Here is a 24,071-nt window from a genome sequence, read left to right on the forward strand (position 1 = left end):
TATCAATAAAACTAAAAAACGAATTTAGATCATGTTAAGCAATATGAATAGGGTGTTAGAACAGCTTGGGCTGGGGGCATTAAAACGTGCTGTGCATGTACAATTTAGTCATGCTGCCTTAAATGCGCAGGTTTTTTTACAGCGGATTGAGGGAAAACATGCCCTAAATGATGGCTTAAGTGTTGAGCTGACTTGTCTTTCCACCAATGCGCACATCGCATTAAAACAATTTATTGGATGTCGGGTGGCGGTCGATCAAGTGACCGATAGCGGTGCGCTCGCCAGAACATCTGGCATTATTACCCGTGCAACACAAGGGCAAAGTGATGGTGCACTAACTATTTACACGCTGACTTTACAAGATCCGACTGCATTTTGGCATAAGCGGCGGAATAGCCGTGTATTTATCAATAAAAGTGTACCCGAAATCAGCGAAATTCTGTTTAAAGAATGGCAAAGTAAAAGTCGCTTGTTTGCAGAAAGTTTAACGCTTGATTTGAGCGGTCTGAGCCAAGACTACGATATTCGCCCGCTCAGTATACAAATGAATGAAACTGACTATGAATTTCTCACGCGTTTATGGCGAAGTGAAGGGATAAACTGGTTGGTGGATGAAAAACATGTTGTGGTTGCACATGCTTTGCAAGAAATGGCGCCTCAAAAACTACGATTAATTGATCACAATCAGCCATTTTTAGCCCTTGAGCGTGGAGTGATTCGTTTTCATCGCAGCCATGCCACCGAATATTTTGACAGCATGACACAGCTTGTTGCGCATCGCCAATTACAATCTACCGCGACATATCTACAACGCTGGCAAGCCGATGCTTTGATTCAAGATGAAGGAAACGGATCGATTCAAAGTGCGCATCTGCACAGTGAACAGCACAGTAACGAAAGTTTAAGTCTAGAACAGGCTTGGTCGATCGAACCTGCATGGACAACCGATTTAACAGGTGCCGATCAAGCAACCATTTCTAGTGCGCAGCAAATCGAAAAACTGAATCAGAATATGACCGCCTATCAAGAGTTTCAGGCCAAATATTTTACTGCACATAGCAGCGTACGTGACGCGCAGGTCGGATACTGGTTTGAGCTGACGGGACATCCCGAAATAGATACGCATGAGCGCGCAGACCGACAATTTTTGATTTATGAAAAGCAATTTTACAATCAGAATAATTTGCCCAAAGCACTGCAACAGCAGGTTGAACGGCTTCAACCAGCTTCAACATTAAATTTTTTACAAAATCAGGAGCGTCAAGGTAATCAGTTGTCCTTGATTCGTCGTCAAATCAAGTTAGTGCCCGATTATCAGCCTTTGGTGCATCGTCCCGCTGTATATCCACAGCGAGCAAGGGTGGTCGGATCGGAAAATGAAGAAATTCACGTGGATGAATGGGGGCGCATTAAGGTTCGGTTTTTATTTACCCGAGCAGAAGATCATGCGCATGATACCGGTGCGGGCTCGAACGAAAATGATACAGATTCGGCTTGGGTCGATGTGCTCACACCATGGGCTGGTGAGCAATATGGCGCCAGATTTTTACCGCGTGTAGGCGAATTGGTGGTCATCGATTTCTTTGATGGTCACGTCGATCGGCCATTTGTGATTGGGCGTATCCATGAAGGACAACGCTCGCCTACAAAATTTGATGTAAAAGGCCAGTTGCCTGCCACGCGAAACCTGAGTGGAATTCGCTCCAAAGAAGTCGCAGGAAGCGGATTTAATCAGCTACGTTTTGATGACACAACGGGTCAGATTAGTGCACAACTACAAAGCAGTCATGGTACCAGCCAATTGAATTTGGGAAATCTGAGCCACCCAAAGAACGAAGAAACCAGTCAGGGACGAGGGGAAGGTTTTGAACTGAGAACTGATCATTATGGGGCGGTTCGTGCTGGTCAGGGTATGCTCATTAGTACTTATGCGCAGCAACAAGCCATTGCTGATCATTTAGAAGCTGCTCAGGCACAATCGTTACTGGTTCAGGGTCATGAAAGTATGAAAATGCTGAGTGATATTGCCCTCAAACAGCAAACTGACGCACTAAATGTCATTGATCGCTTACCTAAGTTTATTCAATCGCTCGAGTTAAAAACTACAGGTCAGGCTTTAGAGCGTACCTTAAATTTGTTTAAAGATGATTTGAATAAAGATCCCATTCAAGCATTAAAGGGGTGTGGTGGTTTTATTGAAGATATTGGGCGTTTGGGAAGCGACTCAAAAGGCGTTATAGAAGAGCTTGATACATTCTTGGCGAATAATGAGGATGCATTAGAAAATCTAAAAGCCTTTATTGAAAATGTGGAAGAGCATGGAACTGATCTGATCAAAGGCCAATTGGTAGGGATTAAAGATAAAATCCAGAAAAATCCATTTGAAAGTATCCAAGATGTTGGAAAAGTGCTTGCTCATGCTGATATCAGGGATTTTGATTTGATGAGCGAGTGTGGAACTTTTACTAAAGGCACAAAATTAGAAGTCACGCCATCTAAAGCTTTGAGTACTTTGCAAGGTTTTATGGAAGGATATACACAAGGCTTAGAAAGTAGCGCCGATACCAAACAAAAAGAGCAGGGCAAAATTTTTAGACAAGCACTTATGTTACTGGCATCACCAAACGGTATTGCATTAACCACCCCTGAAAATATTATTTTACAAGCCTCTCAGGATATTGCTGAGAGTGCCAGTGGCTCAATTAATTTGAGCGCACAGAAAAATATTATTGGTCATGCTCAAGATAAAGTAAGTTTGTTTGCTGCACAAAAGGGACTGAGTGCTTATGCAGCAAAAGGCGCAGTTAAAATACAAGCGCAAGATGATTTAGTCGATATTATTGCCAAAAAAGTGATTAAGCTGATTTCTACCGAAGATAAGATCGAACTAACCAGTACTAAAGAAATTGATATTAAAGCTGGCGGTTCTCAGTTGATCGTCAATGGAAATGGAGTTTTTATCAAGACAGGTGGTAAGTTTGAGGTTAAATCAGGACAGCATGTGTTTACCAGTGGTGAAAAAGTTTCATATGAAGTACCCGAGTTGCCAAAAATAGGGCCATATGCTGTTGATTTCTTATTCTTAAGTTTAGCAGGTACAGAGATAGAAAATGCAAAAATACAGATGTATGAGCCAGATAAAAAAGAAACTATTTGGGAAGGTGTAACGAGTTCAGCAGGCAAAAGCAGCTTATCAGTGCAAGAAGAATCGAAACGATATGAAGCATTGATTGGTTTTGATGAATGGTCAAGTATTTTTGATGATGAGGATAAGTACGAAGAAGAAAATGAAGATGAATTTGAAATTGGTGAGCATGGTTTACAAGCTGAAAAAAAAGATTTAGAACAATAGGTAAGTCTATATGTCAAATGTTTATATAGTCAAATCTGGTGATACTCTTTGGGGAATCTCAAAAAAATATCGTATTACAGTAAAAGAGCTTGCGAGAATTAACTCATTATCAGGCAGAATGATTCATAGATTGAAAATAGGGCAGAAGATTCATTTAAAAGAAGAGTCTACTGGTAATAATAAATATGAAACTCAATTAAAAATAGTTTTAATGGATCTTTCTTTTAAACCAATCTTAAAAGCTACAATTCAATTGGATTTTGATGATAAGAAAATAATAAAGAGTACAACTAATGGTATATTTGATGATATAGGAATAGAAGACCATTCTAAGGGATTAAAAGTATTCTTCAAAAATATAAATGGTAGCTTTGATTTAATTGCTGACCATAAAATTCTACCATTGGGTCGAAAAGTCTTAAAATTAACTTCAAGAAAAATTAAAGTCGAAGGATCGTATTACGTAAAAGAAGGATTAATTAATGAGACTGTATCTGAAATTAAAAATAATTTAAAAAGAGTTGGTAAACCAATAGTCGATGGTGTTTCTTCAGTGGTTGAAAGTTTATCAAGTAAAAAAAATCCTAATCAGCCTCATATAGTATCATCTAAAGAAAAAAAACAATTACCTGAAGAAAGACACGAACAAAAACGAACTGATGCTGGTAATAGCACACATATAATTGCTGCACAGTTTACAGAAGATAATTTTTTATTAAAGCCAGTCAATAATAAATATAGAGCCTATATTATAAGTGCTGCTAAGCGACATGGTTTTACCCCACACTCATTAGCAGCTGTTATCGATGCTGAAGCTGCAAAAATAAAAAAAACAGGAGAATGGAATGTTAATAGTAAAGCGAATTCTAGTTCTGCTGCTGGTTTGACTCAATTCCTAGATGGTACATGGCTCACTATGTGCAATGACAGGAGTTCTTTAGTTGGGCAATATGTGAAAAATAATCCCAAAATAACTAAAGAGCAAAAATTAAATTTGAGATTCAATGCAGAAATGGCAATTGATGCTGCCGCTGCTTATGCTGTTAGTAATTTTAAAACTTCTGGTCTTCCTTATCAGAATTTAACTGAGCCGAGTTCAATGGCAAAATTTGCTTATTTACTACATCATGAAGGAGCTACAGGCGGGAGACATTTTGTCTTAAATACGTTAACTCCAGAAAGAGCAAAGAAATTACTGTTTACTCAGTTCGGTAAAAATGGCGCTAAACAAGCCGAACAGTTCCTAAAAAGATATCAAGACGATGCGAGAGCGGCTTATGGAGCGTGGCTAAGAAATTATATTGATGGGCACATCAACATTTATCAGTATGTCGTCGATAAGAGTAAAACTTCAGGCATAAATCTAAGTATGGAAGAAACTATTAAGTTATTAAAAGGCCAGTCAATACCAGCACCTATTCCTAAAGAGCAAAAAGTAAATTCACAAGCTACTAATACTCAACAACTAGTAACAAAGAGTGAGAGTAGTAACAAACCTCAAGTTTTGAGTCATGAGAAAACTGTTGGAGGAGGTGAAGGATGGCATGATCCTTTACTTCAATGTAAATTAAGAACAGCAGGATTAGCAAATGCGAAAGGAGCTACATTTGGTAAAGTGAGAAATAATGGAACCAAGAATCATCAGGGCGTTGACTTACAGGCAAATCCTGGTACAAAAATATATGCTGTATGTGGAGGGGTGATTGTTTTTGCTAAGGACTCTGGTGGTGCGTATGGTAAAGTTATTGTTTTAAGAGTTGATATAAATGATTTAGCTGAAAAACAAAAAAAATATGCTCATAGCAAACTTACAAAAAATCAATATGTCTACTTTTTTTACGCTCATTTGTCAGATATTAATGTCGCTAAAGAAGATTCAGTGGATACTGGAGAGGAAATTGGAAAGACAGGTTCAACTGGTAATGCGAATAAGATGACGACAATTCCCAATGGTGCTCATCTTCATTTTGAAGCTAGGAGCGCTCCTTTATTAGGCGTTGGACTGGATGGAAGGATTGACCCTATACCATTTATAAATGCGAATTTACCGTATTGATTTTGAGGTTTTTATGAAATTTATCAACACTTTTGTAATGATAATCGCTTGTGGAGTTTCTTTTAACGTTTGTTATGCAAAAGAAAATCCTTCATGGAGTGATTATTTACAAGATGCTACTCAAATTAATTCACCTGTCGAATATATAGATACGTATAATAAATATTCTGTTATTAGCCCCAATTTTAAAATAAAATTAACTGATTTTGGGAATATTGAAAAAACAAAGAAAAATATTACCTACACATTAAAGAAATATGGGGTGCAAGTTTTAAATGGAAAATATGTATATAATTTATTTGAAACAACAACTCCTTTGAAGTCTAATGTTGATTTTAGTTTGCTATATTATGATAAAAGTATCGTTGCTTTTAGAGTAAAAGAAATCGGTACTATCGATTATGTTAGAGTTCCTTTTAAAAAATTTCAGGTCACAACTTATCTATATAATATAAAAGATAATAATTTCACTGAAATACCAGTAATACTCTCTAATAGTGATGAAGGTAATGAGAAAACAGATCTACTCATGGGTGATCAGGTAACATATGATGCTAAGAAAGGACTGTATACGTATCTTGCAAATGTTAAAACTTATAAAGATGGAAAAACTTCACCATTCAAGGTTACTTTGAATGCTAATCTTAAATGTATTTCATCTACATTAGGTTGTGAGACTATAGGTGTTTTAAAGGCTAAGAAAGAAAATTAATGTGATTAAGGAGAAATTGAAACCATCAACTTCTCCTTAATTTTTCTAACCCTCCAAAATATCCTCCAAAACCTCTTCACTTGGTGCAAAATAATACGCACCATTCAGTGGTGTCACAAAATGCAGCAGTCGGTCATGAATACCATCGCCACTGGTTCCAAACATACGCTCTGGCAGTGGTTAGGTGTTTCTTCATCTAAAATGCAACCAATTTTAGATGAATTGAATAAAGATTTATTTGGCTATAAATTGAATACTCGTTTAAGGCAGGCTCATTTTATGGCGCAAGTTAGACAAGAGGTAGGAGCATCTTTCTCATTGAGAGAACAAGTTGAATATATGGGTGCTACGGCATTGAAGAGCAATTTGGATATTATAAAACGCATCCGAAACAAGCTGAAATTGATGGGTATAAAAAGGGAAAAGGACCCGCAAATGGCGAAGTAATTGCAAATCGTATGTATGATGATAACTATCGAGATGCACAATATAAGTTAGGTAATACATCGCCTGGTGATGGTTGGAAATATCTGGGCAGGGGGTTGAAACAGTTAACAGGGAAAAATAATTATCAAGATTTAACTAATATGTATTCGACAATATGGTCGGATGAAAAAGTAGATTTTGTAAAGAACCCAAAATTAATTGAACAGCCAAAATATGCAGTTAGATCAGCTATTAGATTTTGGTTAAAATATAAGTTATATGAGATAGCTGATAAAGGAACTACTGGAGCACAAGTGGATGCTATTACAAAAGTAATTAATAAAGCTACAGACTCATACTCTCAACGTCGTACACATTTTGCTCTGGCAATCAAGATTTTTATTTAACTAGGAGTTTTTACAAGATGAAAAAAAAACTAATAAGTGTTTTTTTGATTGTATTTTCAATAATATATTCTTCTAATTTAATTGCGGGTGATAAGTGTGATAAGAAAGAAACAATAAATTTGAGTGTTTTTAAGAAAAATGACTATAAATTTTATAATTATACGTGTAAATCTGATAAAGGTATATATTTAAAAAGTTATATTGGGAATTCAAAAAAGACAAAATTTTTGAATGAATATTATGATTTTGCTGCTAAGGAAGATCCTCAGCTTTTAGCTGTTAGTATATATAAGTCGAAAAAAAATAAACAGCCATTATTAATAACTCTTAATTCTGCATATTATTGCTGTAGTCCACAAATGGAAGGTTTTGTTTATAAGGTTAATTTTTATAAAATTGATTCAAATAATCAGGTTTTATTGGAAAATATAACTCATATATTTGATGAAAAATCAGAAGGATTTGAAGGTATGGCTGAGGGGAAAGTTTATTACAATTATAAAAATATTGCTTCAATAAAAAAATGGTTGGATAAAAACTATTGAAAATCATAATTTTAATATTTGGTAAATGAAAATATTTAAAAATTTTCTTTGGATTAACTCAGAAAGAGAAAAATTAGATATAGAAATAGATGGGTATGGTGCAGATAGAGCAAAAGGATTTGCAAAGCCAAGGATTGAAAATTTATGAAATTTAAGTATTTATTTTTACTTGCTTTTTTTCTTAGTTTTAATGCTAACTCGAAAGACAGCTATTTTTGTTTGTCAAATTGAAAAAATTCAATTTTATTAGTTTCTAAAAATTATCCAAATATTAGTGAAGTTAAATACTATCCTTATTTGAAATCTATAAAAATTTCGGAAATTATAAAGAAAGAATATGGCGATGATACTGGAGAAAAGCCAGAGGTTTATTATACTATGAATGAATTGATTAATGGAAAAAATACTGGTAAGTATGTATTTATGCCCCAAGGTTATGTTTTGTATAGCGTTGATTACTTAAACTTTAAGAGCAAAAAGATTACTGAATTTTCTAGAATTTATAATTATGAAATAAATTTAAAAAATATAAATTTTCTGTAATTATATTTGCTTAAATATATATGAGATTTTGAAAAAATAAATATTTTTTCTTAATTATTTTTGAATCTTATTTATGTCGATTGTAATTATTTATTAAGTAATTTTCTTGAATTGGATGGTTCTAAGTTTTTTAATATTATCAAAATTATAAGATTAAGAATATGCTAAATTTGAGTAAGAAAGTAAAAATTTTAATTTTATCAGTTTTGATGTCTTCGTGTGTTCATGCAGATCAAGATATTGTGACATGTAAACCTAATAGTGTGGTTTTTAATGATATATTAAATTGTTTTCTTATTGAGTTTAAAAAAGTCGATAAAGATTTAAATTTTATTTATCAGAAAAAATGGAAAAATTATCTGAAAAAGATAGAATCAAGTTGAAAATATCTCAAAGAAATTGGATTAAGAAGAAAGAAAATTTATGTGTTGCAAATGAAGAAGAGTACGGGCGAGAAAGTCATTTCGAGGCATTAGCATGCCAAACAAAAATGACAAAAGAGCGAATTTTATTCTTAAAGAATTATTAAGTAATAGATATGATTTGTTATATTTAAATATAGAATTAATTAACTTGTTAAAATTAAGAAAAACCTTAATTAAAACAAACGAGGTTTTTCTTAATTGTTTCAAGACTATAATTCAGACTGGATGAAAGATAACTATTTATCCTCCAAAACACCCTCCAACACCTCTTCACTCGGTGCAAAATAATACGCACCATCCAGTGGTGTCACAAAATGCAGCAGTCGGTCATGAATACCATCGCCACTGGTTCCAAACATGCGCTCTAGCATTTGATCAATTCTGCTCAGATCTTTGGTATAGGCAATAAAAAATAAACCTTGATCGCCTTTTCCATCGCCATAAGGCAGGCTATGGCGCAGAATTTCTAATTCTTCACCTTCCTCATCTTCTACCACTGTTCGTGCAACATGGGCATTATCTGGTTTTACATCGTCATCAAGTTCAATAGATTCCAGTTTGGTGCGTCCCATCACCTGTTCTTGCGCATCAACTTTGAGTTTTTTCCACTTTTCAAGGTCATGCGCATAACGCTGTGCGAAAACAAAACTTCCATCTGCAAAAACTGCATGTTCATCACCCAGTAATGCTGTTTCTGCACGATTGTCTGGAAACTGTGGATTTTCAGTGCCATCTATAAAGCCCGTGATATCGCGACCATCGAAGTATCTAAAGCATACACGTTCATCCAAAACTTCTACTTGATCCTGTATGCCCTCAAAAAAAGCCTGACTTAAAGCAAAACAAATATCTGCACGAGTACTGGCAATATGAATGAGGACATCGGCGGGCACTGCGGGCATATGAAAAGTACCGTGAATCGGTTCAAGTGTCTTAAACCCTTCAGGAGTCTGTGTATAAAGCTGTTTCCACAAAGCTGCACCAAATGCTACGCCTGTTTTGATCTGCGCATTGGGATGTTGTGTGATCAATCGATCGCGGGTTGTCAATAAAGCCTGTAATTGTTTCTTTAAGCCTTTTACCGACAAGTTGCCCAAGTTTAAAATAATAAAACGCGCATGATCTGAGGGTAGGGGAAGAATGACAGATTGTGCAGTCACCAGTGACTCCTAAAGCATTATTTAAATTCAATATTTCTCTATTGTGCCGTATCTTTGCTGCATATTAAATATGCGGTAGCGATATTTTTATCGATGATTAGAATCGGATTCATACAACAGGTATAATCCCATTTTTGCTTTATGTTCAGGTTATGTCATTTCAAGTTTGGATAGGTTATATGCTGGCGTGTTGGGTGATTAGTCTATCTCCCGGCGCAGGTGCGATCGCCTCAATGTCGAGTGGTTTGAATTACGGCTTTCGTCGTGGCTATTGGAACGCACTTGGCCTACAGTTAGCACTTTTGGTGCAAATTGGAATCGTTGCAGCCGGTGTGGGCGTACTGTTTACCACAACACCGTGGGCTTTTTTACTGGTGAAATGGTTTGGAATCGGTTATTTGCTCTATTTGGCCTATTTGCAATGGACGGCGCCTGTTCAATCGATTCAGATTCATTCCGAGCAACTTGAAATTTCTCGTCAGCGTCTGATTCTCAAGGGTTTTGTTGTCAATATCAGTAATCCAAAAGCGATCGTGTTCTTACTCGCGGTATTGCCACAATTTATTGATCTAGCGCGCCCGCAAGCACCACAGTACGGCATTATGGCCCTAACCATGGTGCTGATCGATTTGATTGTAATGGCGGGATACACCGGATTGGCTGCCAAGGTGCTGCGCTTATTGCGCTCACCGCGACAGCAAAAATATCTGAATCGCAGCTTTGCGGTGATGTTTAGTGGCGCAGCGCTCTTGCTGAGCATGGTCAATCAAACGCACTAAACCCTGATACTTATAAATATTTGGGTTGTTGACGGCGCGCCTTAATTTTTTGAACCAGAAAAATTGCGATAAATAACATCGACATGCAAATTACAATACTTAAGCCTGTGGCAATGTTTAAGCCCGCGCTGGACCAGAGTCCAATACTCACACCCAGTTGAGCAAACACAAATGCCCAGATCACCATTTGTTTAGGGGAGTGCGCCACCAGACGTGCCGTCAAGGCTGGAATAACCAGTAAAGCGCCCATCAGCAGAGAACCTACAGCACGTAGCGCAAGCACTGTAAATAAGGCCAACAGCAACATGAAAATCAAGCGTTGCCATTTGGCATTTACACCTTCACTAATGGCGATATCTGGATCAATCGCGATCTGAATTTGCGCTTGCCAGTATCGATACAAAATGCACAGTGCAAAACCAATCACGATTACAAAGATTGGTAACTCATCCCAGCTAATGGTGAGCAGGTCGCCAAATAAGTAGCTGAGCAATTCAGGTCGTAAGCTAGGTAAATACTGAATAAACAATAATCCTGAGCAGAGTAGCGTCGCTGAACACAATGCCAGTAAAGCATCGTTGGGTAAGCGTGGATCATGTAAGACCCATAAAATACCCACCAGCAACAAAGCCAGCAGGGTGACGCCAAACCATAACGGTAAACTCAGAGCACCTGCCACCGCAACACCGAGTAACGTGCCGTGGGCCATGGTGTCTGCAAAAAAGGACATTCTGCGCCACAGCATCAGACAGCCCAGGGGTGCAGTCAGGAATACCAGTAAAGTGCCCATCGTCCATGCGGGGAGGAGGAGTTGTAGCCACTCGGTCATGGATTAAGCTTCCGGTTCGGGATGAATATGAGGGTGATCAAGATGTGCACAAGGCTCCACATGGTCGCCATGGGCACAATGATCGTGATGATGTTGATAGGGCACGCGCTGACCGCCAAAAATTGCCAAGTATTCAGGATGTTGCTGAACACTTTCAGGCAAGCCGCTACAACAAATATGTTTGTTGAGGCAGATCACGCGCTGTGTACCTTGCATGACCCACTGTAAGTCATGCGACACCATCAAAATAGCGCAGCCATAGCGCTCGGGAAGACTACGTACGTAATCATAAAGCTCTGCCTCTGACTGAATATCGAGGCCTTGCATTGGTTCATCCAGAACTAAAATATCCGGTTGACGCAATAACGCACGTGCTAACAGCACACGTTGTCGTTCACCGCCAGACAATTGCTGTACTTTGGCTAAAAGCAATTTGGCAATGCCCGTATCTTGGACAATTTCATCCCGCAACGACTTACTGCACTTTTCTAGGTCGAGCAGATCTTTTACCCGCAGTGGTAAACTGTGTGAAGGATTGAATTTTTGTGGCACATAGGCCATCTTGAGTTTTTTGGCGGTGCGAATTTTGCCTTGCGTGGGCTTGGTAATGCCCAGTAATACTTTAATTAAAGTCGACTTTCCTGCACCGTTGGGACCAATCAAGGTCACAATTTCATTTTGATGCAAGGCAAAGTCAATATTTTTAAGGATATCTCTGTCATCGCGATGAACAAAAATTCCATCTAAGCGAATAAGCTCAGAGGTTAACGCGGCTGGGTGCACTGCTGACATTTTCCAGAAATTTCAATAATCGTATGCTGCGCACTGAACTGATCAGAGGCGGCCAGCTGATTGAGTTGGCTGGTAAGGCCTTGAGAAGATGCTTCTTTTACCACATGACATTCGGTACAAATCAGGAATGCAGCCTGATGCCCTTCACGTGGATGACAACAAGGAATATAGGCATTGATTGACGTCAAACGATGGATTAGACCTTTTTCAAGTAAAAAATCCAACGTTCGGTAAACTGTCGGCGGGGCAGCAGGGCGGTCAGAGTCGCTTTTAATTTTCGCAAGCAAGTCGTAGGCACCCATCGGACCCGATGCATTTAAGATCAGTTCCAGAACTTCTTTACGTAATGGTGTTAAGCGTGCTCCCGCTGCGGCACATAAGCTTTCTGCTTCAGCCAGACGCGCAGCTACATTGTGATGGTCATGGACACCATGTAATGCATTGTGATGTTCGTGGGAACAGGAGCTCATAAGACAACCTCGTAGTTTTATCAAATATTAACATGAACTCATAGATGTTACGATTAGGCTTAGGAATTTTTGCAATTTTGTTATAATATAACACAGTTCCAGATCTAGGTTTTAATTTGCTCATGTTGCGTTTTGTGCTGATTTGTTGTTTGACTCTTTTAAATGCTGCCAGTTGGGCACAAGGTCCCTTGGTTGTATCTACTCATCCTTTATATTTGATTGCCCAAAAAATTACGGCAGGCGTGGAAGAACCGCAACTATTATTAAGCAATCAATCCGGGCATGACGTTCAGTTGACGCCTGCACACCGCAAAGCCATACAAGATGCGTCTTTGGTGATCTGGTTGGGCAAGGCGCATGAAGCACCTTTGGCTAAATTGCTCGACAATAACGCAAAAGCAGTCTCCATTATTAACTCCCAAATTGGCACATCACTCCCGCAACGAACCACGCGTGGGGTACCCATTGCCAATACCATCGATACGCACGTATGGCTCGATCCTAATAATGCGGTACGTATTGGCTTCTTTATTGCGGCATTACGCTCGCAGCAAATGCCAGAAAACAAAACCAAATACTGGAATAACGCACGCTTATTTGCCCGAGACATGTTACAGGCTGCACAAAAGTACAACAGTACTGCCGCACCAAAACCTTACTGGTCGTATCACGATGCCTACCAATATCTAGAGCGCTCACTGAATCTTAAATTTGCCGGTGCACTGACGGATGATCCACATGTAGCACCAACGGTAGGTCAAATCAAATACTTAAATGACAACCGTCCAAGTGAGAGAATGTGCCTCATGGCCGAAGCACATGCCAGCAAAAACCAATATCAAAAACTTAGCCCAATTGTCTTTGAGTCGGTAGACGAAAGTCTGACAGGCGAAAATGACTTTGTCGTCGCTTGGCAGAAACTGGCCAGTCAAACCGTGAAATGTGTGCAAACAGCAAGCAAATAAGCACATTATTGTGAAGCGCTTCCCACTCTTGAAGCGCGAAGCAATCTTAGAAAAAAACATGACTTAGGTCGGGAAATGATTGCATGTTTAGGGGGTGGGCTCTATAATGCCTGCGATTAAAAACGATCAACTGCGAAACTTGTCAAGCATTCATGCTGTGAGTGGATAAACAATGAGCCGACCTAGTCGCTTGATTGACCGACGATTAGCGAAAGCAATGGTCTTCTTACAAGCATTAATGATCCCTGTTTCTAGCTTGATTGCATGGGGAGTGAAAGACTCAACTGCTGCACTAAGTGCTGCTTTGGGGGCTTTTGTATGCTGGATTGCACACGTATATTTTTGTTGGCAGTCATTCCGTGCAGCTGGAGCTAGAGCATCTAGACAGGTTCTCTCCAATATGTATCGAGGCATATTGGGAAAATTTGCAATCGTGATCGTTGGATTTATTTTAATTTTAAGCAACGTCAAACCGTTATCACCGGTGGCATTGTTTTGTGGTTTTATTCTCGTTCAAGCCATGTCGTGGGTCGCTCCGTTTTGGGTGTCACGTCTACAAAAACGAGTTTAGGCACATCAAAAGTTGAAAAATTTTTTGAGTGTGACGAGATATCAAGCAGCTTGCGAGATTCGTCTACTCTTTTTAGTAATTGACATTGACCAGGTGTGATTTATGGCTGCTGAAGAACATGCCCTTACTTCGACAGAGTATATCAAGCATCACTTGACCAATTTGACCTATGGCAAAATGCCGGACGGAACTTGGAAATTGGCTGAGAATGCAAAAGAAGCTCAAGAAATGGGGTTTTCTGCTATTCACTTGGACTCGATGGGTTGGTCAATCGGCCTTGGTATCATTTTCTGTTTGGTTTTCTGGTGTGCTGCAAAAGCTGCAAAAGCGGATGTGCCATCAAAATTCCAATCTGCAATCGAAATGATTATCGAGTTTGTTGATTCCAGCGTTCGCGATACCTTCCATGGTAAATCACGTCTGATTGCGCCTCTTGCTTTGACCATTTTTGTGTGGATTTTCCTCATGAACTTGATGGACCTTATCCCTGTGGATTGGGTGCCGATGTTGGCTCAAATTATTGGTGCACACGTGTTTGGCATGGACCCTCACCATGTTTATTTCAAAATCGTACCATCTACTGACCCGAACATTACCCTAGGTATGTCGCTGTCTGTATTTGTGCTGATTTTGTTTTACAGCATTCGTGAGAAAGGCATTGGCGGATTTGTTGGTGAATTGGCACTTAACCCATTTAACCCAAGTAACCCAGTTGCAAAAGCGTTGTTGATTCCAGTGAACTTAATTCTGGAATTGGTAACTTTCCTTGCACGACCAATTTCATTGGCTCTACGACTTTTCGGTAACATGTATGCGGGTGAGTTGATTTTCATCTTGATCGCACTTTTACCGTTTTGGATTCAATGGGCATTGTCCGTGCCTTGGGCAATCTTCCACATTCTCGTCATCACGTTGCAGGCATTCATTTTCATGATGCTGACCATCGTATACTTGAGCATGGCAAGCGAAAAGCATTAATGGTTTATCCCTAGTTATCATAGGGATAGCTAGGTACAATTTTTAGTTTAATTTGGTAATAACCTAACCTCTGAGGAATTTTTCATGGAACTCACTTTAGGTCTAGTTGCAATTGCATCTGCTATCTTGATCGCTTTCGGTGCTTTAGGTACTGCGATTGGTTTTGGTCTTTTAGGTGGTCGCTTTTTAGAAGCTGTTGCTCGTCAACCAGAACTTGCTCCACAACTTCAAACTCGTATGTTCTTAATCGCAGGTCTTCTTGATGCTGTGCCTATGATCGGTGTTGGTATTGGCTTGTTCTTCATCTTCGCTAATCCGTTTGTAGGTTAATCATCTTAATTCCGAAATCCACCATTTTGAGGAATTGCTATGAATATTAACCTCACATTGATTGGTCAAGCGATTGCATTTGCGATTTTCGTCGCATTCTGCATGAAATTCGTTTGGCCACCACTAATCAATGCGATTAGTGAGCGTCAGCGCAAAATCGCTGATGGCTTAAATGCTGCTGAAAAAGCAAAGGCGGATCTCGCTGATGCTCAGGCGCAAGTTAAGCAAGAGCTTGATGCTGCTAAAGCACAAGCGGCTCAATTGATCGAACAAGCGAACCGTCGTGCAGCACAATTGATTGAAGAAGCGCGCACCCAAGCAACTGCTGAAGGTGAACGTATTCGTCAACAGTCAAAAGAGACTGTTGATCAAGAAATCAATGCTGCTCGCGAAGAATTACGTCAACAAGTGGCTGCTTTGGCAGTTGATGGTGCAGAAAAAATTCTGAGCCAGCAAGTTGATCAACAAGCTCATGCTGCCATGCTTGAACAGCTGGCTGCTAAACTTTAAGCGAGGGAAGTATGGCTGAACTCTTGACGTTGGCACGCCCGTACGCTAAAGCAGCTTTTGCTTACGCTTCTGAGCAGGGTGCGACAGATAACTGGTCCACAGCATTACAAGTGCTCAGTGCAGCGGTGCAAGACGAAGCATTTTCCGCTTATTTGAATCGTCCTGAACTTACTCCTTCAGAGCAAGTTGAGCTTTTCGCTAAAATTTTAGGTGAAGATCAATCACAAGCAGTGTCAAATTTTTTGACGCTTCTTGCTGATAATGATCGTTTGATTCTTTTGCCAGAAATCGCAGAAGAATACGAAGAGCTTAAATCACAGAATAACAACGTGGTAGATGTCGTGATTGAATCGGCATTTCCATTGTCTGCTGAACAAGAACAACTGTTAAAAACTGCTCTCGAAAAGCGTTATAACAGCTCTGTGACGATCGCAGTAGAAGTGAAGCCTGCATTAATTGCAGGTGTTGTTATTCGTGCAGGCGATCAAGTGATAGATGATTCTGCGCTGAACAAGCTTGAAAAAATGCGGACTCGTCTTCTTGCATAATGCATAAAAGAAGACTGAACTTTAAAAAGATTGAGGAATAGCGCAATGCAACAACTGAATCCATCCGAGATCAGTGCGCTCATTAAACAGCGTATAGGCGATCTGGACACCAGCGCGACCGCGAAGAACGAAGGTACCATCGTCATGGTATCTGACGGTATCGTGCGCATTCACGGTCTTGCTGACGCAATGTACGGTGAAATGATCGAATTTGACGGCGGCTTATTTGGTATGGCACTGAACCTAGAACAGGATTCAGTGGGTGCCGTTGTTTTAGGTAACTACCTAAGCCTTCAAGAAGGTCAAAAAGCTCGTTGTACCGGTCGTGTACTTGAAGTGCCAGTTGGTCCTGAACTTCTTGGCCGTGTCGTAGATGCTTTGGGTAACCCAATTGATGGTAAAGGCCCAATTGATGCGAAATTAACTGATGCTGTTGAAAAAGTAGCACCAGGCGTAATTTGGCGTCAATCGGTCGACGAACCTGTTCAAACTGGTTATAAATCAGTTGATACCATGATCCCTGTAGGTCGTGGCCAGCGTGAGTTGATCATTGGTGACCGTCAAACTGGTAAAACAGCAATGGCGATCGATGCGATCATCGCTCAGAAACATTCAGGCATTAAATGCGTATACGTTGCAATTGGTCAAAAACAATCGACCATCGCAAACGTAGTGCGTAAGCTTGAAGAAACTGGCGCTATGGCGTACACCACTGTTGTCGCTGCTGCGGCTGCTGATCCTGCTGCTATGCAGTACTTGGCACCGTACTCAGGCTGTACAATGGGTGAATACTTCCGTGACCGCGGTGAAGATGCGTTGATCATTTATGATGATTTGTCTAAGCAAGCTGTTGCTTACCGTCAAATCTCATTGCTTCTTCGTCGTCCACCAGGCCGTGAAGCATATCCAGGTGACGTATTCTATCTTCACTCTCGTCTTCTTGAGCGTGCTTCGCGCGTTTCAGCTGACTACGTTGAGAAATTCACGAATGGCGCAGTAACGGGTCAAACCGGTTCTTTGACTGCATTGCCAATCATTGAAACTCAAGCGGGTGACGTATCTGCATTCGTACCAACCAACGTAATTTCGATTACTGACGGTCAGATCTTCCTTGAAACATCATTGTTCAACGCGGGTATTCGTCCTGCTGTGAACGCGGGTATTTCGGTATCGCGTGTTGGTGGTTCAGCTCAAACCAAGATCATCAAGAAATTGTCTGGTGGTATCCGTACCGCTCTTGCACAATATCGTGAATTGGCTGCGTTTGCTCAGTTTGCTTCTGATCTTGACGAAGCAACGCGTAAACAACTTGAGCATGGTCAACGTGTAACTGAGTTAATGAAGCAGAAACAATATGCGCCTTACTCAATTGCAGACCAAGCTGTTTCTGTTTATGCATCTAACGAAGGCTACATGGCTGACGTAGAAGTGAAGAAAATCGTAGACTTTGATGCTGCGCTAATTTCTTACTTCCGTTCTGAATATGCGCCTTTGATGCAACAGATCGATGAAACTGGTGATTACAACAAAGACATCGAAGCAGCAATCAAATCAGGTATTGAGAGCTTCAAAGCGACTCAAACTTACTAAGTTTATCTTTAGTTAAGTTTGGTTCACGGATCAACCTTCGAAGGCTCGAAAGGGCTTTCGACTACTAGGTTAAGCGTATGGCAAATTTAAAAGAAATTCGCGCCAAAGTAGCCAGTATCAAGAGCACGCAAAAGATTACTCGCGCGATGCAAATGGTGGCTGCTTCTAAAATGCGTCGTGCGCAAGAGCGCATGGCCCAAGGCCGTCCGTATGCCGATAATATGCGCCGTGTAATTGCTCACTTGGTCCAAGCAAACCCTGAATACAAACATCGTTATATGGTTGATCGCCCTGTTAAGCGTGTTGGCTATATCGTGGTGTCTTCAGATCGTGGTTTGGCAGGTGGCTTGAACATTAACTTGTTCAAGAAAGTTGTGCAGCATGTCAAAGCACAACAACAGCAGTCAATTGAAGTTGAATTTGCTTTGATTGGTCAAAAAGCGGTTTCGTTTTTTAAGAATTACGGCGGTAAAGTGCTTGGTGCAACGACCCAGCTTGGCGATGCGCCAAGTCTTGAACAGTTGACAGGCTCAGTACAGGTCATGCTTGATGCATTTGACAAAGGCGAGTTAGATCGTATCTACCTTGTGTCAAATGGCTTCGTCAATGCAATGACTCAGCAGCCTAAAGTTGAACAACTTGTTCCTTTAGCACCAGCAGAAGAAAGCGATAACCTCAACCGTACTTATGGTTGGGACTATATCTACGAACCAGAAGCAGAACAATTGTTAAATGGTTTGTTGGTTCGCTATATCGAGTCGATGGTTTATCAAGGTGTAATTGAAAACGTTGCATGTGAGCAATCAGCTCGTATGGTCGCAATGAAAGCAGCGACAGACAACGCAGGACAATTGATTAAAGACCTACAACTCATTTACAACAAGCTGCGTCAAGCCGCGATTACTCAGGAAATTTCCGAGATCGTTGGCGGTGCCGCTGCCGTTTAACATTATTAAGTTTGAATTGAGGAGACAGCAATGAGTAGCGGTCGTATCATTCAGATCATCGGCGCGGTAATCGACGTCGAGTTTGAGCGCAATAGCGTTCCTAAGATCTATGACGCTCTCCAAGTTGACGGTACTGAAACTACATTAGAAGTTCAGCAACAGCTTGGCGATGGTGTTGTTCGTACCATCGCAATGGGTTCTACAGAAGGTCTTAAACGTGGCCTTAACGTAACCAGCACAAATGCACCGATTTCTGTTCCAGTAGGTCCGGCTACACTTGGCCGTATCATGGACGTTTTGGGTCGCCCAATTGATGAAGCAGGTCCAGTTGCGACTGAAGCGCGTTTGCCAATTCACCGTCAAGCACCTTCATATGCTGAACAAGCAGCTTCTACTGATCTTTTAGAAACTGGTATTAAAGTCATCGACTTACTTTGCCCGTTTGCTAAAGGTGGTAAAGTTGGTCTGTTCGGTGGTGCTGGTGTTGGTAAAACCGTTAACATGATGGAGTTGATCAACAACATCGCGAAAGCTCACTCAGGTTTATCTGTGTTTGCTGGTGTTGGTGAGCGTACCCGTGAAGGGAACGACTTCTATCACGAAATGAAAGATTCTAACGTTCTTGACAAAGTAGCAATGGTCTATGGTCAGATGAACGAGCCACCAGGTAACCGTTTACGCGTAGCGTTGACTGGTTTGACTATGGCGGAATATTTCCGTGATGAAAAAGATGAAAACGGTAAAGGCCGTGACGTATTGTTGTTTGTTGACAACATCTATCGTTACACACTTGCAGGTACTGAAGTATCAGCATTGTTAGGCCGTATGCCATCTGCAGTAGGTTACCAGCCTACACTTGCAGAGGAAATGGGTGTACTTCAAGAACGTATTACGTCGACTAAGTCTGGTTCGATCACATCGATCCAAGCGGTATACGTACCTGCGGATGACTTGACTGACCCATCGCCTGCAACGACGTTTGCTCACTTAGATGCAACTGTTGTATTGAGCCGTGACATCGCATCTTCTGGTATTTATCCAGCGATCGATCCACTTGACTCAACTTCACGTCAGCTAGATCCATTGGTTGTTGGTGCTGAGCATTATGAAATTGCACGTTCTGTACAGAACGTATTGCAACGTTATAAAGAGCTTAAAGACATCATCGCGATCTTGGGTATGGATGAATTGGCAGAAGAAGATAAGTTGGTTGTTTACCGTGCGCGTAAAATCCAACGTTTCTTCTCTCAACCATTCCACGTTGCTGAAGTATTTACGGGTGCACCTGGTAAATTAGTACCACTTAAAGAAACGATTCGTGGCTTTAAAGGTCTTTTAGCTGGTGAATACGATCACATCCCAGAACAAGCGTTCTACATGGTGGGTGGTATTGACGAAGTAATTGCTAAAGCTGAGAAACTTTAATTAGCAACTCTAATTTAGGAGGTTCTCATGGCGACGATGCAATGTGATGTCGTAAGTGTGAAAGAGTCAATTTACTCTGGACAAGTTACGATGTTGATCGCTAAAGGTGCAGGTGGTGAGTTGGGTATTTTACCTGGACACGCGCCACTGGTAACCTTGCTCCAACCAGGACCGATCCGCGTTCAGTTGGAAAATGGTACAGAAGAAATCGTTTATGTATCAGGCGGTGTGTTAGAAGTTCAGCCTCACGTTGTGACCGTGCTTGCAGATACTGCAATCCGTGCTGACAACCTAGATGAAGCAGCAATTGTCGAAGCGCGTAAGCACGCCGAGCAATTGCTTGCCAATCAGAAGAGTGATCTGGATTCTGCTGCTGCACTTGCTGCGCTTGCAGAAACTGCAGCTCAGCTTGAAACGATTCGTAAAATCAAGAATCGCGCGCTTTAAGCCACGATTTTGGATTGAAGAAGCCACCGTCAGGTGGCTTTTTTTATGTCTGTTGTTTAGCAAAGCTTTGCGCTAAGCTCTGTTGCAAATAGGTGCAGCAGAGGACATGACAGATATGGCGTTTCAAAACATCACGGGCCTTCAGTGGGTATCGTTGGGACCAGATGCGCTTCAGGTCTTGCAGATCGACAACGAATTTTGTACGGCTCAAGTGGCTCTACAGGGTGCGCAAGTTCTACAATTTTATTCTAAGCAGCATCAGCGTGATGTACTCTGGCTCTCAGATCGTAATTCATTTGCAGCAGGAAAGGCTATTCGAGGTGGCATTCCGCTATGTTTTCCATGGTTTGGTGCGCATGCAATTGAAACAGATTATCCTGCACATGGCTTTGCCAGAAATATGCAGTGGCAATTCAAAGATGCCCAATATCAACAGGGTCAAGGACACAGCTTGACCTTTGAACTTCGTGATCATGCTGCGACTCGTCGTTATTGGGATGCCGCATTTTGTCTTGAAATGCACATCCGGTTGGGGCAAACCCTTGAACTCAACTTTAAATTGAATAACTTAGATCTCCATCCGATCAGCTTCGGTTTTGCTTGGCACAGTTATTTTGCTGTCAAGACTCAACGTACCCGACTGTATGGCATTGAAGGGTGTTCTTACATCGATCAGCTAGATGGTCATCAGATCAAGCAGCAGGATACTGCACCGTTTGAGTTTCATTGTGAAACCGATCAGATCTATCCGCTCACGAAAGGAAAATTTCGCTTAGATGACTCGTCTACAACACAAATTGTGATTGAGACATCTGCACAAAGTGCGGTGGTGTGGAACCCATGGATTGAAAAAACCAAGCGCATGGCCGATTTAGCACCTCAAAGCTGGCAAGAATTTGTTTGTGTTGAGGCTGGACAGGTGGCCACCGAGCAACAAACACTATTGCCTGAGCAGCAACTCAGTTATCAACTTTGTCTTAGTCTGAACGATCTCTAGGGCGCTTTAAGATTTAGAGTCTGTGCTTGAAGCCGTCGAGTTTGGATTAACAATTAGGGCAGCCAGTTTCAGCATTTCAGTTTGTAGCGTATTGAGCTGATGCTGAATAGCCACAATATCCTGTTTTTTCCAGTTCAATGTCTGTTGAAACAGATCGCTCTGTAACAGCTGCTCATTGGTATTGATCAGCTGTTGACGTAATTTTTCAACTTCTGGGCTCTTTAGTTGTAACTGATTGAGATTGTCATTGAATTGGGTCAACTGGGTTTTAAAGTGAGATAATGTTTGCTGTGCGGCCTGCGGGTCTTGTTCTTGAAGCGCAGTTTCAAGCTGGCTTTGCGTCGCTTGTAACTTTTGCATGTCTTGACCTACTTTGAGCTGCAAATCTGCCGCGTCGCGAAGCAAGTAAAATAGATTCGTGGTCGATGAACGCTCTTCATTGTTGAGGGCATCATCACTACCTTGATTATCGATAGGCATGTTGTCTTGATTGACCGATGTCATGCTTTGCTCACGCGCTGTACTTTCCGCGTCGGGTTGTTGATCACACCCCACAAACAATATGCTACAGCTCAGCACAAGCAAAGAAAATTTAGCAGCGAAAGGTGTAGGCATCATCATTTTTTCCATCCAAGGCCATATGACACCCGCATTATCAAACAGAAACTTCAAATGGCGCCATATTATTAATTTAATAATTAGAGCATGCCCGATTTAGCAGAATATGAAGGTCATGTTGTAAAAGTATTGTTTTTAGAGGATAGAATGCATGAGGCATACCTGCGGCATGCCTCATATAGAATGGCTTATTTGGCTAATTCTTGATTAATGGCATCAATCAGGCGAGGATCATCTGCGGTAATGTCGGGTGCAAAACGGGCAACGACTTCGCCTGTTTTACTGACTAAAAATTTTTCAAAATTCCATAGCACTTCTGGTGGTTCATTTGGGGTCAGACCATATTCAACCAAGTCTTTCCACCACGGGCCTTCTCCAATACGTTCGGGCTGTGCTTGAATAAGAGTTTGATAAAGCGGATGCTTGTCTTCACCAGCAACCGAAATTTTTGCAAACAATGGAAATTTCACATCGAAATTTAAAGAGCAGAACTGCTGAATTTCTTCATTCGTTCCAGGCTCTTGTTCCAAAAAGTTATTGGCTGGAAAGCCTAAAATGGTTAAGCCTTGATCTTTTTTAGCTTGATACAGTGCTTCGAGTCCTTCGTACTGCGGCGTGAGGCCACATTTTGATGCAACGTTCACAATCAAGAGTACTTGGCCATGGTATTGTTCAAGATCGACCGCTTGGCCTTGAATGTCTTGAACAGGAATATGATAAACCGACTGACTCATATCGAATCCTTATGCAAAAGAAAGAGTAAAGATAAGCTTACAAGAGCATGTATTGAGGGCGCTCAGGCATAGCATACGATGACATGTTTAAATGCGATGTATAGCATAATTTTGTGATGAAATAGATCGTTAAGGCTTGAGATTAACGCGTTCTAAGCTGTACGGGTGTGTGTCCGGTGTAACGTTTAAAAAATGCGATGAAGCTCGAGCTTTGATGAAAGCCCAGCTCAAGCGCAATACGTTTGACTGAATCACCCTGACGAATTTTCGCAACTGCGTACACCACTTTGGCTCGATTGCGCCATTCAGAGAGCCCCATGTTTAACTCTTGCTGACATAAGCGCAGCGCATGTCGCTCGCTAATCTCAAAATCATCAAGAATTTGCTGTAGGCTTTGAGCAAAGCGTTTGACATCGGCCAAGGCATTTAAAATCGGTGCCAGTACGGGATGCGCTGACGGTGGTAAATAATGATCATATTGTTTGGCTGTCAGGAGCTGATCCAGCAATACCTGTAATAAGTGCAGACGGCTTTGCTCGGAATGATCACGTGTCGGATCTAGAATCTCCTTTACCAAGGCATGAAAAAATGGCTGGATCTCGAGTGTTTTTGGACAATCACTCAATTTCGCGGAAAGCTGAGGATGTAGCCGAATACACACAAAATGTGTCGGCTGATCAATATTAAGACAACAATGTGTGGTCCGTGGTGGTAGCCACACACCGTAATTGGGTGGTGCGAAAAATGTCCGTTGCTCGACCTGAATTTGCAGCAGTCCATTCAAGCTAAAATTAAAATCCCCCCATAGCGATGAATGTGCAAGCACTTCATCGTGGGGGTGAAAGAAAAACTCATGGATATCAATCTGCTCTTTAAGCATCGCTGCGGCAGATGATACGGAAGATAAATCCATAT

General features: G+C 41.0%; 26 protein-coding genes and 1 pseudogene. 19 read left to right on the forward strand and 8 right to left on the reverse strand.

The window, feature by feature from the left end:
- Positions 1 to 31: 31 nt before the first annotated feature.
- The 3 genes from QLG00_RS14320 to QLG00_RS14330 are packed head-to-tail and all read left to right on the forward strand — an operon-like array spanning position 32 to position 6,120.
- On the forward strand, positions 32 to 3,352 hold the full coding sequence (locus QLG00_RS14320) for a type VI secretion system Vgr family protein (protein WP_282471279.1): 3,321 nt from the start codon (positions 32 to 34) through the stop codon (positions 3,350 to 3,352).
- A gap of 10 nt (positions 3,353 to 3,362) precedes the next feature.
- Positions 3,363 to 5,408 carry a LysM peptidoglycan-binding domain-containing M23 family metallopeptidase gene (locus QLG00_RS14325; protein ID WP_282471280.1) on the forward strand — a complete coding sequence of 682 codons (2,046 nt, stop codon included), beginning with the start codon at positions 3,363 to 3,365 and terminating at the stop codon, positions 5,406 to 5,408.
- A 13-nt stretch (positions 5,409 to 5,421) separates the two neighbouring features.
- Entirely contained in the window at positions 5,422 to 6,120 is a 699-nt protein-coding gene (locus QLG00_RS14330) for a hypothetical protein (RefSeq protein ID WP_282471281.1), read from the forward strand.
- A 45-nt stretch (positions 6,121 to 6,165) separates the two neighbouring features.
- Here QLG00_RS14330 and QLG00_RS14335 read toward each other — a convergent pair.
- Positions 6,166 to 6,291: pseudogene (locus tag QLG00_RS14335) on the reverse strand (peroxidase); the annotation flags it as partial.
- On the opposite strand from QLG00_RS14335, the gene QLG00_RS14340 reads away from it, so the two are divergent.
- From QLG00_RS14340 to QLG00_RS14355, 4 genes are all read left to right on the forward strand, one after another.
- Complete coding sequence (locus QLG00_RS14340) at positions 6,256 to 6,567, forward strand: hypothetical protein (RefSeq protein ID WP_282471282.1); 312 nt, start codon at positions 6,256 to 6,258, stop codon at positions 6,565 to 6,567. The pseudogene QLG00_RS14335 and the gene QLG00_RS14340 sit on opposite strands and share 36 nt — an antisense overlap.
- A gap of 11 nt (positions 6,568 to 6,578) precedes the next feature.
- Positions 6,579 to 6,953 (forward strand): hypothetical protein, encoded by a 375-nt coding sequence (locus QLG00_RS14345; protein WP_282471283.1) that lies wholly within the window; start codon positions 6,579 to 6,581, stop codon positions 6,951 to 6,953.
- Between the two features lie 17 nt (positions 6,954 to 6,970).
- Positions 6,971 to 7,498 carry a hypothetical protein gene (locus QLG00_RS14350; RefSeq protein ID WP_104125343.1) on the forward strand — a complete coding sequence of 176 codons (528 nt, stop codon included), beginning with the start codon at positions 6,971 to 6,973 and terminating at the stop codon, positions 7,496 to 7,498.
- 889 nt (positions 7,499 to 8,387) lie between these two features.
- The gene (locus tag QLG00_RS14355) at positions 8,388 to 8,570 is read left to right on the forward strand and encodes a lysozyme inhibitor LprI family protein (RefSeq protein WP_282471284.1); all 183 of its coding nucleotides are present in this window, start codon (positions 8,388 to 8,390) and stop codon (positions 8,568 to 8,570) included.
- A 132-nt stretch (positions 8,571 to 8,702) separates the two neighbouring features.
- Here QLG00_RS14355 and QLG00_RS14360 read toward each other — a convergent pair whose 3' ends face one another.
- Positions 8,703 to 9,626 (reverse strand): Dyp-type peroxidase, encoded by a 924-nt coding sequence (locus QLG00_RS14360; protein WP_282471285.1) that lies wholly within the window; start codon positions 9,624 to 9,626, stop codon positions 8,703 to 8,705.
- A gap of 152 nt (positions 9,627 to 9,778) precedes the next feature.
- On the opposite strand from QLG00_RS14360, the gene QLG00_RS14365 reads away from it, so the two are divergent.
- Positions 9,779 to 10,405 (forward strand): LysE family transporter, encoded by a 627-nt coding sequence (locus tag QLG00_RS14365; protein WP_025095882.1) that lies wholly within the window; start codon positions 9,779 to 9,781, stop codon positions 10,403 to 10,405.
- Positions 10,406 to 10,415: 10 nt separating this feature from the next.
- On the opposite strand, the gene znuB is transcribed toward QLG00_RS14365, so the two are convergent.
- From znuB to QLG00_RS14380, 3 genes are read right to left on the reverse strand one after another with little or no spacing between them, the layout of a single operon-like run.
- On the reverse strand, positions 10,416 to 11,234 hold the full coding sequence (znuB, locus tag QLG00_RS14370; protein WP_004941578.1) for a zinc ABC transporter permease subunit ZnuB: 819 nt from the start codon (positions 11,232 to 11,234) through the stop codon (positions 10,416 to 10,418).
- A 3-nt stretch (positions 11,235 to 11,237) separates the two neighbouring features.
- A complete protein-coding gene (znuC, locus tag QLG00_RS14375) occupies positions 11,238 to 12,026 on the reverse strand; it encodes a zinc ABC transporter ATP-binding protein ZnuC (RefSeq protein WP_004941575.1) in 789 nt (262 codons plus the stop codon).
- The gene (locus QLG00_RS14380) at positions 11,999 to 12,496 is read right to left on the reverse strand and encodes a transcriptional repressor (protein WP_004941573.1); all 498 of its coding nucleotides are present in this window, start codon (positions 12,494 to 12,496) and stop codon (positions 11,999 to 12,001) included. The genes znuC and QLG00_RS14380 overlap by 28 nt, the downstream gene beginning before the upstream one ends.
- Before the next feature lie 122 nt (positions 12,497 to 12,618).
- Between QLG00_RS14380 and QLG00_RS14385 the strand changes: the two genes are divergently transcribed.
- The 11 genes from QLG00_RS14385 (at position 12,619) to QLG00_RS14435 (ending at position 21,804) form a co-directional block, all read left to right on the forward strand.
- Positions 12,619 to 13,461 carry a zinc ABC transporter substrate-binding protein gene (locus tag QLG00_RS14385; protein WP_282471286.1) on the forward strand — a complete coding sequence of 281 codons (843 nt, stop codon included), beginning with the start codon at positions 12,619 to 12,621 and terminating at the stop codon, positions 13,459 to 13,461.
- A gap of 172 nt (positions 13,462 to 13,633) precedes the next feature.
- Positions 13,634 to 14,032: an ATP synthase subunit I gene (locus QLG00_RS14390; protein WP_004941569.1), complete on the forward strand. Its 399-nt coding sequence runs from the start codon at positions 13,634 to 13,636 to the stop codon at positions 14,030 to 14,032.
- Between the two features lie 102 nt (positions 14,033 to 14,134).
- Positions 14,135 to 15,010 carry a F0F1 ATP synthase subunit A gene (atpB, locus tag QLG00_RS14395; protein WP_004941567.1) on the forward strand — a complete coding sequence of 292 codons (876 nt, stop codon included), beginning with the start codon at positions 14,135 to 14,137 and terminating at the stop codon, positions 15,008 to 15,010.
- Positions 15,011 to 15,094: 84 nt separating this feature from the next.
- Positions 15,095 to 15,340 (forward strand): F0F1 ATP synthase subunit C, encoded by a 246-nt coding sequence (gene atpE, locus QLG00_RS14400; RefSeq protein ID WP_000424060.1) that lies wholly within the window; start codon positions 15,095 to 15,097, stop codon positions 15,338 to 15,340.
- A gap of 39 nt (positions 15,341 to 15,379) precedes the next feature.
- Positions 15,380 to 15,850: a F0F1 ATP synthase subunit B gene (locus tag QLG00_RS14405; RefSeq protein WP_004941564.1), complete on the forward strand. Its 471-nt coding sequence runs from the start codon at positions 15,380 to 15,382 to the stop codon at positions 15,848 to 15,850.
- An 11-nt stretch (positions 15,851 to 15,861) separates the two neighbouring features.
- On the forward strand, positions 15,862 to 16,398 hold the full coding sequence (locus QLG00_RS14410) for a F0F1 ATP synthase subunit delta (RefSeq protein WP_004941560.1): 537 nt from the start codon (positions 15,862 to 15,864) through the stop codon (positions 16,396 to 16,398).
- Between the two features lie 45 nt (positions 16,399 to 16,443).
- Complete coding sequence (atpA, locus tag QLG00_RS14415; RefSeq protein WP_004941557.1) at positions 16,444 to 17,988, forward strand: F0F1 ATP synthase subunit alpha; 1,545 nt, start codon at positions 16,444 to 16,446, stop codon at positions 17,986 to 17,988.
- Positions 17,989 to 18,065: 77 nt separating this feature from the next.
- Positions 18,066 to 18,935 carry a F0F1 ATP synthase subunit gamma gene (atpG, locus tag QLG00_RS14420; RefSeq protein ID WP_004941554.1) on the forward strand — a complete coding sequence of 290 codons (870 nt, stop codon included), beginning with the start codon at positions 18,066 to 18,068 and terminating at the stop codon, positions 18,933 to 18,935.
- 30 nt (positions 18,936 to 18,965) lie between these two features.
- Complete coding sequence (gene atpD / locus QLG00_RS14425; protein WP_004941550.1) at positions 18,966 to 20,360, forward strand: F0F1 ATP synthase subunit beta; 1,395 nt, start codon at positions 18,966 to 18,968, stop codon at positions 20,358 to 20,360.
- A gap of 27 nt (positions 20,361 to 20,387) precedes the next feature.
- Positions 20,388 to 20,807: a F0F1 ATP synthase subunit epsilon gene (locus QLG00_RS14430; protein ID WP_004941547.1), complete on the forward strand. Its 420-nt coding sequence runs from the start codon at positions 20,388 to 20,390 to the stop codon at positions 20,805 to 20,807.
- A gap of 115 nt (positions 20,808 to 20,922) precedes the next feature.
- Entirely contained in the window at positions 20,923 to 21,804 is an 882-nt protein-coding gene (locus QLG00_RS14435) for a D-hexose-6-phosphate mutarotase (protein ID WP_119690750.1), read from the forward strand.
- A gap of 6 nt (positions 21,805 to 21,810) precedes the next feature.
- On the opposite strand, the gene QLG00_RS14440 is transcribed toward QLG00_RS14435, so the two are convergent.
- The 3 genes from QLG00_RS14440 to QLG00_RS14450 form a co-directional block, all read right to left on the reverse strand.
- Positions 21,811 to 22,425: a hypothetical protein gene (locus tag QLG00_RS14440; RefSeq protein WP_119690749.1), complete on the reverse strand. Its 615-nt coding sequence runs from the start codon at positions 22,423 to 22,425 to the stop codon at positions 21,811 to 21,813.
- Between the two features lie 185 nt (positions 22,426 to 22,610).
- Positions 22,611 to 23,156 carry a hypothetical protein gene (locus tag QLG00_RS14445; RefSeq protein ID WP_004944233.1) on the reverse strand — a complete coding sequence of 182 codons (546 nt, stop codon included), beginning with the start codon at positions 23,154 to 23,156 and terminating at the stop codon, positions 22,611 to 22,613.
- A 142-nt stretch (positions 23,157 to 23,298) separates the two neighbouring features.
- Positions 23,299 to 24,069, reverse strand: a complete 771-nt coding sequence (locus tag QLG00_RS14450; protein ID WP_282471287.1) for an AraC family transcriptional regulator — start codon at positions 24,067 to 24,069, stop codon at positions 23,299 to 23,301.
- Positions 24,070 to 24,071: the final 2 nt, after the last annotated feature.

The organism is Acinetobacter sp. V89_7, from assembly GCF_029967895.1.
Lineage (GTDB): Bacteria > Pseudomonadota > Gammaproteobacteria > Pseudomonadales > Moraxellaceae > Acinetobacter > Acinetobacter soli.

Coding starts and splice junctions, on each gene's coding strand:
- atpG (WP_004941554.1), top strand. CDS start 18,066: ATGGCAAATTTAAAAGAAATTCGCGCCAAAGTAGCCAGTATCAAGAGC.
- QLG00_RS14330 (WP_282471281.1), top strand. CDS start 5,422: ATGAAATTTATCAACACTTTTGTAATGATAATCGCTTGTGGAGTTTCT.
- QLG00_RS14385 (WP_282471286.1), top strand. CDS start 12,619: ATGTTGCGTTTTGTGCTGATTTGTTGTTTGACTCTTTTAAATGCTGCC.
- QLG00_RS14350 (WP_104125343.1), top strand. CDS start 6,971: ATGAAAAAAAAACTAATAAGTGTTTTTTTGATTGTATTTTCAATAATA.
- QLG00_RS14440 (WP_119690749.1), bottom strand. CDS start 22,425: ATGATGATGCCTACACCTTTCGCTGCTAAATTTTCTTTGCTTGTGCTG.
- QLG00_RS14405 (WP_004941564.1), top strand. CDS start 15,380: ATGAATATTAACCTCACATTGATTGGTCAAGCGATTGCATTTGCGATT.
- QLG00_RS14345 (WP_282471283.1), top strand. CDS start 6,579: ATGTATGATGATAACTATCGAGATGCACAATATAAGTTAGGTAATACA.
- QLG00_RS14320 (WP_282471279.1), top strand. CDS start 32: ATGTTAAGCAATATGAATAGGGTGTTAGAACAGCTTGGGCTGGGGGCA.
- atpB (WP_004941567.1), top strand. CDS start 14,135: ATGGCTGCTGAAGAACATGCCCTTACTTCGACAGAGTATATCAAGCAT.
- QLG00_RS14390 (WP_004941569.1), top strand. CDS start 13,634: ATGAGCCGACCTAGTCGCTTGATTGACCGACGATTAGCGAAAGCAATG.
- atpE (WP_000424060.1), top strand. CDS start 15,095: ATGGAACTCACTTTAGGTCTAGTTGCAATTGCATCTGCTATCTTGATC.
- QLG00_RS14365 (WP_025095882.1), top strand. CDS start 9,779: ATGTCATTTCAAGTTTGGATAGGTTATATGCTGGCGTGTTGGGTGATT.
- QLG00_RS14340 (WP_282471282.1), top strand. CDS start 6,256: ATGAATACCATCGCCACTGGTTCCAAACATACGCTCTGGCAGTGGTTA.
- atpD (WP_004941550.1), top strand. CDS start 18,966: ATGAGTAGCGGTCGTATCATTCAGATCATCGGCGCGGTAATCGACGTC.
- QLG00_RS14355 (WP_282471284.1), top strand. CDS start 8,388: ATGGAAAAATTATCTGAAAAAGATAGAATCAAGTTGAAAATATCTCAA.
- atpA (WP_004941557.1), top strand. CDS start 16,444: ATGCAACAACTGAATCCATCCGAGATCAGTGCGCTCATTAAACAGCGT.
- QLG00_RS14325 (WP_282471280.1), top strand. CDS start 3,363: ATGTCAAATGTTTATATAGTCAAATCTGGTGATACTCTTTGGGGAATC.
- QLG00_RS14410 (WP_004941560.1), top strand. CDS start 15,862: ATGGCTGAACTCTTGACGTTGGCACGCCCGTACGCTAAAGCAGCTTTT.
- QLG00_RS14445 (WP_004944233.1), bottom strand. CDS start 23,156: ATGAGTCAGTCGGTTTATCATATTCCTGTTCAAGACATTCAAGGCCAA.
- znuC (WP_004941575.1), bottom strand. CDS start 12,026: ATGTCAGCAGTGCACCCAGCCGCGTTAACCTCTGAGCTTATTCGCTTA.
- znuB (WP_004941578.1), bottom strand. CDS start 11,234: ATGACCGAGTGGCTACAACTCCTCCTCCCCGCATGGACGATGGGCACT.
- QLG00_RS14430 (WP_004941547.1), top strand. CDS start 20,388: ATGGCGACGATGCAATGTGATGTCGTAAGTGTGAAAGAGTCAATTTAC.
- QLG00_RS14435 (WP_119690750.1), top strand. CDS start 20,923: ATGGCGTTTCAAAACATCACGGGCCTTCAGTGGGTATCGTTGGGACCA.
- QLG00_RS14450 (WP_282471287.1), bottom strand. CDS start 24,069: ATGGATTTATCTTCCGTATCATCTGCCGCAGCGATGCTTAAAGAGCAG.
- QLG00_RS14380 (WP_004941573.1), bottom strand. CDS start 12,496: ATGAGCTCCTGTTCCCACGAACATCACAATGCATTACATGGTGTCCAT.